Here is a 9,926-nt window from a genome sequence, read left to right as displayed (position 1 = left end):
CAATATAAATACAAAAAAGAAGGTGACTCTAAACAAGTTAAGATAAAGGATAGAGCGAGTATTTCTGAAAGACCTAGCAGTGCTAATAGAAAAAATCTTTATCACTTTGAAGGTGACACTATTGTTGGTAAAGACCATAAAAGTGCTATTGTAACAATGGTCGATAGAGCTAGCAGATTTACTATTTTAGCCAAGTCTATAGATAGAACAGCTAATTCAATCAATAGAATATTGTACAAAGTATCTAATGGTCATAAAATATTAACAGCTACATTTGATAATGGTAAAGAGTTTGCTAAACATAAGAAGCTAACTAGCAAGACTGGCATCAAAGTATTCTTTGCTGATCCATACAGTCCTTGGCAAAGAGGTACTAATGAAAACATGAATAGGTATATCAGACAATTTATACCTAAAGGTACTAACTTTAACAATATATCTCATCAATACATTAGAAAGTTACAGATAGACTTGAATAATAGACCTAAGAAATGTTTAAATTACTTGACACCTAATGAAGTACATTTTGGTATCTCTATAAACATTGAGAATACAATCTAGCTTAGGATTTTTGACATTTACCACCGCGTTTTTTATTTTTCTATTTCCACACTCAATTATGGGTTTAGAAGCTGCAGCAATCTTTGGGATATTTACATCTCAAGCTTGGAATATGGCACTAATTTTATACCAAACTATACGAATAGTGCCTGCAGAGCTAACAGAAGCTGCAACTGCTTTCAAACTCAATGCGTGGCAAAGATTTTGGAAGATTGAACTACCTTATTCGGTACCTGGTTTACTTTGGAATATTATGGTTTCTCAATCAGCTGCTTGGTTCGCTATCACAGGCGATGTTAGCTTACCTGGTATAGGCTAGTATATAGCACTGGCATTAACTGACTCAAATATAACAGCTATCTTATATGCTCTTGTGGCCATTATCATTAATATAGCTCTATTTGATCAGCTACTTTTTAGACCTTTAGTCAAATGGTCAGAGAAGTTCAAATACGAATCTATCAACAATAAAACTACAGACAGCCCTTGGCTTTATCGCTCATATAAAAAATCTCAATTTGTAAATGCTATAAAGCCTATTTTCAGCACTATTGTATTTTGGTTAATTAATGGCGCTAGCTTTTTAAATAAAAAAATTAATCTCAAATCACCGATTAGAGATATCAAGATATTGAAAAAGCTTAGCTGTATTGCCTGGTATATAGTAATTATCTCAGCATGTGTATGGGCAGGTAATGCTCTGTGGCACCTCTTCCCAGATGGTGATATGAGTTATTTGATACCACTTATGATAGAGACGACTGTTCGTGTGACTATCGCCATGATGATAAGTGTCGCTATATGCACACCATTAGGCATATGGATAGGTATGTCAAGCAAACGTACAAAAGCTATTCAACCAATAATACAAATAGGCGCAGCAATACCACAACCGATATTTTTCCCGATTGTTGCTGTACTTATATTAGGTGGTGGTGGATCGCTAAATGTTTAGTGTATTCCATTAATAATGACAGGAACCTCTTGGTATGTACTATTTAATGTAATTGCTGGTGTCTCTAGCTTGCCTACAGAAATAATAGAAATGACAAAATCTTTCCATCTAAAAGGTTGGAAATGGTGGTTTAAGTTTGCAATACCTGCTGTATTTCCATATATAGTCTGCGGAATTATTAGTGCTGCAGGTGGCGCTTGGAACTCGGCAATTGCAGCTGAATTGGTAATATCAAATACTATTAAGGCAGATGGAATTGGCGCACTTGTATCTACCACAACAAGCAATAACCAACTTCATGAAGCAGCCCTAACGGTAGTTGCATTGTGCTCATTAGTGGCTTTGTGTGTGATATTTATCTGGAAGCCATTATATAAACTTGCTGAAACAAAATACAAATGTAACTAATCCATAAATATCTAAAAGGAGAATGAACATGACTGAATTTAAAAATAACACGTTAATAAATTGCTACGATATTGCCTAGATTATAAGCAAGATAAAAAGAATATAAAAAGAGTAATCGAAAATCTAACTTTAAAAGTAAGAGAAAATGAGATAATCGCTATAGTTGGCAAATCAGAAGCAGGAAAATCTAGTCTTGTAAGAATATTAAGCGGACTATTAAAACCAACTTCTGGAAAACTTTTTTATAAGGGTTCGGCTATTGCTGGTCCTTTAGAAAACATCGGCATGGTTTTTCAAAACTTTGCCCTTCTACCATGGCTAAATGTTTTAGAAAATGTTCTTTTTGGTGCAGACTCTCTTGGTATACCTAGATCACAAAGCAAACCTAAAGCTCTTGAGATTATCAAAAAGATTGGCTTAAATAGTTTTGAGGATGCCTATGTAAGTGAACTATCTGGTGGCATGAAACAACGCGTAGGATTTGCTAGAGCACTAATGATTGAGCCAGAGATTCTATTTCTTGATGAGCCTTTCTCATCACTTGATATAGTCACTGCTAAAACTCTAAGAGATGACATTATGCGTCTATAGCATACTGGTCAAGCTAAGACAAAAGCAATTGTTCTTGTTACACACAATATTGAAGAAGCTGTAAATATGGCAGATAGAGTAATAATTCTCGATAGTAATCCAGGATGTATAGCATCAGAAAAAACTATAGAACTTAACTATCCTCGTGATCTCGAATGTGATTCAACTAGAATAGTTATTAAAGATATTAGCTCGACTCTACATGCTATTAATCAGTAATGAAAAAACTGTGCAATAATGCTTTGTATGAATATCTGAATACAAAATAGACCAATTAATACAATAATTGGAGAAAAATCAAATCCTGAATTAGTTGGTTTGATTATATTTCTAGCTCTTGATAATAATGGCTCCGTAACTTGATATATAACTATAATAATTGGATTATAGCCTCCTTGAACAAACCAACTAGATATTACTCTTATTATTATCAAATATACATACATATTAATAACTGCAAAAACTATATCAATCAGCGGTTTAAAGAAAATAAACATCAAACTAAGACCAATACCATTTAATAAGCCTACAAGTAAGTCCTGCACCACAAAAACAATATACACAGCTACTATACATGACCAATCTAGATTCAAAAATCCTGGTATAAATTTTCTGAGAGGTAATATAGCAGCATTTGTCGCACGCATAATCATCTGACAAATTGGATTATAAAAATCTGCTTTTACCCACTGTAAGAAAAATCTAAACAGTAGTATAAAAGCATAAATGCCAAAGACAATATCTATCAAAAAAGTCGCTACATTAATCAAACCATTTAACATTTATATTTTCCTTTTATCTTTGTTGGCTAATAAAGTTCAAACCTGCAACTATCGCCTCTACTTGAGCAAGTATACATTCTTGAGGATTTGTTCTTGGGCTATCTGGATAAACCTCAGTCGTAGTTGTATACTCAGCTTTTGATAAAGACATGCATAGTTTTTCTTTGTCTGAATCACATGCCATAATTCCATCTCTGATAATATCATCACCTAATATATTTATGCTAGGATCAGTAGGAGCAATATGAGTAACTTTTGCTACTGCATCAATTATATATTTCTGGAAGTCATAGTGTGGATTTCTATTGTTAGCAACTAAATAAAATCCATCTGGAATACCCCATTTATCTATAGTTATACCCTCACGAGCTGCTAATGCTGGTCTAAATTCACTGTCATCAGTATCTGTTGTCTCATGCAAATCTATATGCATCAGAAGTTCAATATTCAATGAGTTAATATACTTCATTGCAAAAACCGACTCATCACAACCACTCTCTAGATAGAACGATCTATTAGAATCCATAGCATTAGGATTCCAACGATTAATTGTTTCATATCCACAAGGACTTAAGCAAGGCAGGATCAAAATATTATAATCACTTGCAAACTCTCTTGCTCTAGTTGCAGCAAAACTAATAGCTCCTTGTACGCCACTTGTTTCATAGCCATGTACTCCACCTGTAACTAAAATATAAGGCTTACTAGCATCCCAGTTTTTTGTCTTAAGTGCATATAACTTATAACTGCCTACTGGATAATCAAGCTCTCCATAGACATCGATATCAAAATCATTTGATAGTGCAAAAATCTTTTTTTCAGCTTCTTCTTTGTATGATCTTTTTTTGCTTTGCTCTGATAACCATTGGACTTTTTCTTCAGAGCCCCACTTTTTACCAGGTGTTCCAATATGATATTGTGTAGACATATTAATTCCGTATAATAAAATTCATTTATGCAAATAGTATAACGATTAATAGCCTGTCTCTGCAAAATTTTATTTATTATTTATCAAAAACTTATAAGTTCTGACTTAATTTAGAAAATTAAAGAAAAACACTTTATTATCTTTAAAAATTTTAATTTTTATAAGGAATTTTTATGGCTGGGCTACCAGGATTTGAACCTGGGAATGACGGGATCAAAACCCGTTGCCTTACCGCTTGGCGATAGCCCAACATAGACACTAACGAAAGTTAGTACGCATAGTTTAATGTTTTGACTACCCATTTGTCAAGAGATTTATCAACTTTTCTTGCAAGTTGTTGTAGGTTATTAAGATCTTTAGAAAGTAGATAAAAGCATGAGCCTGTACCAGTCATTCTAAAATCCTGATCAATCTCATCTAGCTGGCTTTTAAACTCAGGATATTTTGCAAAAAAAACATTTTCAAAATCATTATGCATAACACTAGTATCAAAACTTAAATCTCTCGGTAGCATATTCTTTGTCTTTACTAAACTTTCACTCTCAAAAAACTCTTTAGTACTAATATGAATATTAGGTTTAACTAACAATACATATTGTTGCTCAAAATCCTTAGAGTACAAAACATCTCCAATCCCATGTGCCCATGCTGACCTACCATATACAAATATAGGTACATCTGCACCAAGCTTCGTAGCTAATGGTATCATCTGCTCGTTTGATAGTTCTGGCAAGTAATAATCACGTAGTGCTATTAAGGTCGTTGCAGCATTTGAGCTTCCTCCTCCAAAACCAGCACCCATTGGTATATTTTTGATAATATCAATATCAACACCTACACTCTCTATTTTATAGACTTTCTGAAACTCTTTGACAGCTTTATAGATTAGATTATCTTCTTTTGAGGCTATTTGTATATTACTTGTAATTTCAATCTTATTAGAGTTATTAAATCTAAAGCTAATATGATCTTTTAGATCCAAAAAAGTAAACCAAGTTTGTAAATTATGATACCCATCAACTCGCTTATTCAATATATGCAAAAACAAATTAATTTTTGCATAACTTTGATAATTCTTAAGTTTTATATTTGCCATGATTTTATAATGATTTTTAATATTAGATTCTCTCTAGTCATTCTAATTTTAGCCGGCAATGGATACTTAGAATCAACTAACTCATAATTTTGATAAGAAATATCCCAGCCATTTTGAGATAATTTACTTAGCAATCCTTTTGAATTTAGCTCTGTATTATGTTTAATATTTGGTATAGCTATAGCTTTGATCCAGTACTTAAGTCCATCAACAGGAACATACCAGCCTAATTGCTCCAGCATTAAAGTTTTAGCATCTTTAGCCGTTATCTTCTGACCTTTGCTATTTTCAAGCGATACCTCATCAGCATCTCCTTTTATTTCAACACTTCCTATACCCAAAGGACCATACAGACTAATACTGAAATTATCACCATCTTGAGCATATACATAATTAGCAGACTCTGCCTGATTATTATAAATAATCCCAATAGCTCCTTTTGCCTGCCACTTATTTAATTGCAAAAGCTCTTCAGATGTCAATTTTTGATCAAATGTAACATTATCAGCTATTGGAGTAACATTAGATTGCATACTAGCACATGATACTAATAAAGATATGAATATCAGAACTAATACTAATCTAATCTTGAGCTTTATATCTATTTTTGACTTTAACATAATGCTCTGCATTTTCTTTGATAATTTGTCTCTCATGATCACTAATCGGTCTAATTTTTTTGACTGGCGAACCTAAATACATATAACCTGACTCTAGAATCTTACCCGGAGGAACCAAGCTTCCTGCTCCCAAAAAAACCCAAGGCTCAACAACAGCTCCGTCAAGAATTATAGATCCCATGCCTATTAGACAATTATTTTTGATCTCACAACCATGCAATATCACACCATGACCTACTGTTACATCATCTCCAATGGTTAGTGGATATCCTTGACCTGAATCTTTTGGATATTCTGTAGTGTGCAGTGTACTACAGTCTTGAATATTAGTGCCCTTTCCAATAGTTATTGTCAAAAGATCTCCTCTAACACTAACTTGTGGCCATACAGATGCATTCTCTTTTAAAATAACATCTCCAATTACAGCTGCTGACTCATCAACATAAGCAGACTCATCAACCTTCGGCACTTTGCCATTAAAACTTCTTATACATCTAGACATAATTGATCTCTAGTCTTATTAACATCATCCCTTAATGATACCAAACTATAGTTATCAAATCTTAGTCTTTTATCTTTATCAAACGGCTGAGCATAACCATTATCATCAATAATAAAGAGTGCTACAGCATTAGGATTATCTTTAAAGAACTTCTCGAGTGGATAGTTAGGGGTAATATTCGTACTTCTAATTGAAGCTCCTTGATTTAGCCTATCTATCAAGGTATTAAAATCGACACCTTCATCAAATAGCAAGTTTGCTAGACTAGTTTCTATCGATCCAATACCTTTATAGCTTTCTTTCTGAGATGCCCTTAATACAAAAACATTATTTGATCCGAACTCATATTTATACTTCATTGCAGACACAGCATTTACATACTCACTTGTAGATAGTCCTAGCATCGCCCCTATACCTACCAAATTAATACTCCAATCAGCATGAGCTGATACAGGACTACCATAATAAGTATTTAGACCCAGCTGACGACACTTCTGGACATTTGCCCATGATGAATCAGTAATTACAACCTCAATATCATTCTTGACAAACACCTCGGCTAATTCGCGTGCAAACCTATTTCCACCGATTATCAAAAATCCTTTACCTTCAGGTTCTGTAACCTTGAGTAGTTTTGAAATATATGGAGTAAATATACTCTGAAAAACTACTGTGAAAACTATTATCATAAAGACAAAGAATACTAAAGTATTTGCTTCACTATATAGCTCAGGGTGTGATTTAGTAATTCTGACAGCAACTAATGCTGCTACAGATGCCGCAACAATACCACGAGGATATATAATCCCCATAACTATTCTTTCTGCGAAAGTTGTTTTAGATTTGATAGAGCATAATAAGACAACAATTGGACGTAATATAAACTGCAAAAATAAGAAAACTTCTATTAGGTCTAACCAATAATCTTTGAATAAACTAAAGTCTATCTCTGCTCCTAATACAATGAAGAGAACCGAGATAATAACGATACTTAGATTTTCTTTAAATGACAAAATATCAGACATCTTTATATCTTTCATATTAGCCATAACAAGACCAGCAACTGTTACCATCAACAATCCCGCACCATGCATCATAGCATCAGTTATTATAAAACCTACCACTATTACGGCTAATACAAAAAAGCTTTTTAGATACTCAGGAATATAGTGTCTTCTGAAGCTCAAGCCTATAAAATAACCAAAAACAAAACCTGAAGTTATACCTAAAATACATACAAAAATTATATATGCTATAAATATACTTGTTCCATTAGGCTGATTCGCATAGTTACCACCAATAACAAACCATGCCAACATGAAAACAACTACTAATGCACCTATCGGATCTACAAGTATAGATTCCCATTTTAGAATACTTGCAATATGTCTTTTAGGTCTGACAGTTCTCATTAATGGTGGTACAACAGTTGGCCCACTTACGCATGTAATACCGCCTATAAGCATAGACAATTCTAAATTTAAACCAATGACATAATAACAGAACATTGCCGTAAGTATTACAGTAACCCCCAACCCTACTGTAGTCAAAAGTATCACAACACTACTGACACTCTTAATTTTACTAAAGTTAAGAGATAAACTCCCTTCAAATAGAATAATGGCCACACAAATTGATACAAATGGAGACAATGCTTCACCAAAAATGATAGTACCATCTACGAGCTTAAACCCTTCTTGAAATATCACTTCAGATAAAGGTCCTAGAATAATCCCACTAAGAATCAGAAATAATATCGAGGGAAGTTTCAACCTCCATGATAAAAACTGCGATACAATCGCGAAAAATAATATTAGACCTGATGCTAATAGAATATAGTTAGATGAGTGTTGAAACAGTTGCAAACTATTATCCAAAGTAGTAGCCCTTAATCAATTATTAATAATATGATTCTAAACATTATAGCCTTATTAGCTTTTTTATCAATGACATAACATAGTATAGCGAGCTTTAAGTCATATCGATTCAACATTTTTATCGTATTTTTTCAACAAAAAATATACAATCTAAGTTGTTTTAACATCAATAGAAATACTATGGAAAATATCGCATTTAATAACCTAGAGTCAAAACAATTTATAAAATACATAGCTCCCGCAGCTCTTTTTATTACATTAAAAATATTATGTGATCCGTTATTTCTTAATACTATAAGCATTGATTTTGGGGGTTTTCATTTAGTAATAACACAATCTTCTTTAGTTTATGCAGGAATTTTTGTGGTATTAGATGTTTGCTCAATAATTTATGGACTAAAAAATACCTACAAACTAATAATACTAGCAATGGTAATGGATGGTATATACTCTTTTGGAGTTTACTCATCATCATTTTTTCATCTAGCAGATGTATCTATAATAGGAGATAATAACCATATAAGATCAAGTGCTATACATCAAATTGCTGAGCCTACAGTTCTGCTATTTTTATCGGGAATGTTAAGCACCTTTGTGACAAATCTAGCAGAAGTTTCTATCTTTAGCTGGATCTATAAGAAACTCTTAAAAAATAATATACTCTTCTCAACTATAATCAGTGTTGCGATAGTTATATTGATAAACAATATTGTAATGCTTCCTATTATGATAAAAGATAAAAGTGTGTTGTGGACTATGTATTGGTCAAACTTCACGATTAATATGATATTTATAACAGCCTATACAAGCATATATCTGATATTCTTCAAAAATATCTACACATCAGCAAAAGTCTCTACAAAAGGTTAAACTTATATAGTTCGCTGTATTAAAGAATATATCTTGCTGTGATTTAGCGTCAATAAACGCATTGCAAACCATATCAAACCATTTATTATAATTATCTGTATTTGACACAGGGTAATTAGAACCATAACAAAGCTTTGATGAAGCAACACTATTTTTTACTTCTTCTAAAATTTCTTTAATCTCGTCCTCGTTATTATTTAGATCTCCTCCTGATAGCTTTAGATATAGGCTTTGATTATTATCAACATACCTAAGTAAATCTCGCCAATACAGAAGATTATCATCTCTTGTTTTTATAGGTAACCCAAAATGTTCAACACAACAAGTCACATTTGATTTAAGAATATCTGACACAACACTAACAAATTGTTGGGGATACATCTGACATTCAAATATCATATTATATTTTTTTAGGATGACTAATTTCTCAAACAAGTCTGATGGAATTTCTTTATCAAAAGGGCTATAGCTAGCACTAGAATCCTTAGACATTATTTGTCGAACACCCACTATACCTTTATAATACGACAATTGGATTATTTTTTGCTCGAATTATTGCACACTCTGTGTGAAATCAACAAATGCGATAACTTTTATATTTGCTAGATTGTATTCTCAATGTTTATAGAGATACCAAAATGTACTTCATTAGGTGTCAAGTAATTTAAACATTTCTTAGGTCTATTATTCAAGTCTATCTGTAACTTTCTAATGTATTGATGAGATATATTGTTAA

Annotated in this window: 9 protein-coding genes, 1 tRNA gene and 3 pseudogenes; 4 read left to right on the top strand and 9 right to left on the bottom strand. The window is 32.6% G+C overall.

Features of this window, described 5'->3' with window-relative positions:
• From F8C69_RS06495 to F8C69_RS06485, 3 genes and pseudogenes are all read left to right on the top strand, one after another.
• Positions 1-561: IS30 family transposase (locus F8C69_RS06495; protein ID WP_159183759.1), on the top strand; the 561-nt coding region annotated here is incomplete at its 5' end.
• A gap of 1 nt (position 562) precedes the next feature.
• Positions 563-1,924: pseudogene (locus tag F8C69_RS06490) on the top strand (ABC transporter permease subunit); the annotation flags it as partial.
• Between the two features lie 28 nt (positions 1,925-1,952).
• Positions 1,953-2,734, top strand: a pseudogene (locus F8C69_RS06485) (ABC transporter ATP-binding protein).
• Here F8C69_RS06485 and F8C69_RS06480 read toward each other — a convergent pair.
• The 7 genes from F8C69_RS06480 to F8C69_RS06450 form a co-directional block, all read right to left on the bottom strand.
• A complete protein-coding gene (locus tag F8C69_RS06480; protein WP_159184633.1) occupies positions 2,728-3,297 on the bottom strand; it encodes a YggT family protein in 570 nt (189 codons plus the stop codon). The pseudogene F8C69_RS06485 and the gene F8C69_RS06480 sit on opposite strands and share 7 nt — an antisense overlap.
• 13 nt (positions 3,298-3,310) lie before the next feature.
• Complete coding sequence (locus F8C69_RS06475) at positions 3,311-4,225, bottom strand: M14 family metallopeptidase (RefSeq protein ID WP_159184632.1); 915 nt, start codon at positions 4,223-4,225, stop codon at positions 3,311-3,313.
• A 174-nt stretch (positions 4,226-4,399) separates the two neighbouring features.
• Positions 4,400-4,474: transfer RNA gene (locus F8C69_RS06470), tRNA-Gln, on the bottom strand.
• A 19-nt stretch (positions 4,475-4,493) separates the two neighbouring features.
• On the bottom strand, positions 4,494-5,321 hold the full coding sequence (gene ispE, locus F8C69_RS06465; RefSeq protein WP_159184631.1) for a 4-(cytidine 5'-diphospho)-2-C-methyl-D-erythritol kinase: 828 nt from the start codon (positions 5,319-5,321) through the stop codon (positions 4,494-4,496).
• The gene (gene lolB / locus F8C69_RS06460; RefSeq protein WP_192189643.1) at positions 5,309-5,953 is read right to left on the bottom strand and encodes a lipoprotein insertase outer membrane protein LolB; all 645 of its coding nucleotides are present in this window, start codon (positions 5,951-5,953) and stop codon (positions 5,309-5,311) included. Before lolB ends, ispE begins: the two co-directional genes overlap by 13 nt.
• Positions 5,904-6,443 (bottom strand): gamma carbonic anhydrase family protein, encoded by a 540-nt coding sequence (locus tag F8C69_RS06455; protein WP_159184629.1) that lies wholly within the window; start codon positions 6,441-6,443, stop codon positions 5,904-5,906. The genes lolB and F8C69_RS06455 overlap by 50 nt, the downstream gene beginning before the upstream one ends.
• On the bottom strand, positions 6,428-8,308 hold the full coding sequence (locus tag F8C69_RS06450) for a cation:proton antiporter (RefSeq protein WP_372357335.1): 1,881 nt from the start codon (positions 8,306-8,308) through the stop codon (positions 6,428-6,430). The genes F8C69_RS06455 and F8C69_RS06450 overlap by 16 nt, the downstream gene beginning before the upstream one ends.
• Before the next feature lie 192 nt (positions 8,309-8,500).
• On the opposite strand from F8C69_RS06450, the gene F8C69_RS06445 reads away from it, so the two are divergent.
• A complete protein-coding gene (locus F8C69_RS06445) occupies positions 8,501-9,190 on the top strand; it encodes a VUT family protein (protein ID WP_159184627.1) in 690 nt (229 codons plus the stop codon).
• Here F8C69_RS06445 and F8C69_RS06440 read toward each other — a convergent pair.
• Positions 9,164-9,682 carry an amidohydrolase family protein gene (locus F8C69_RS06440; protein WP_234384160.1) on the bottom strand — a complete coding sequence of 173 codons (519 nt, stop codon included), beginning with the start codon at positions 9,680-9,682 and terminating at the stop codon, positions 9,164-9,166. The two genes, F8C69_RS06445 and F8C69_RS06440, sit on opposite strands and share 27 nt — an antisense overlap.
• 110 nt (positions 9,683-9,792) lie before the next feature.
• Positions 9,793-9,926 (bottom strand): annotated as a pseudogene (locus F8C69_RS11420) (IS30 family transposase); the annotation flags it as partial.

This window comes from Francisella noatunensis subsp. noatunensis (genome assembly GCF_009823375.1).
Lineage (GTDB): Bacteria > Pseudomonadota > Gammaproteobacteria > Francisellales > Francisellaceae > Francisella > Francisella noatunensis.
The sequence above is the reverse complement of the archived record's forward strand: the minus strand, read 5'-3'. Positions and strand labels throughout refer to the sequence as shown.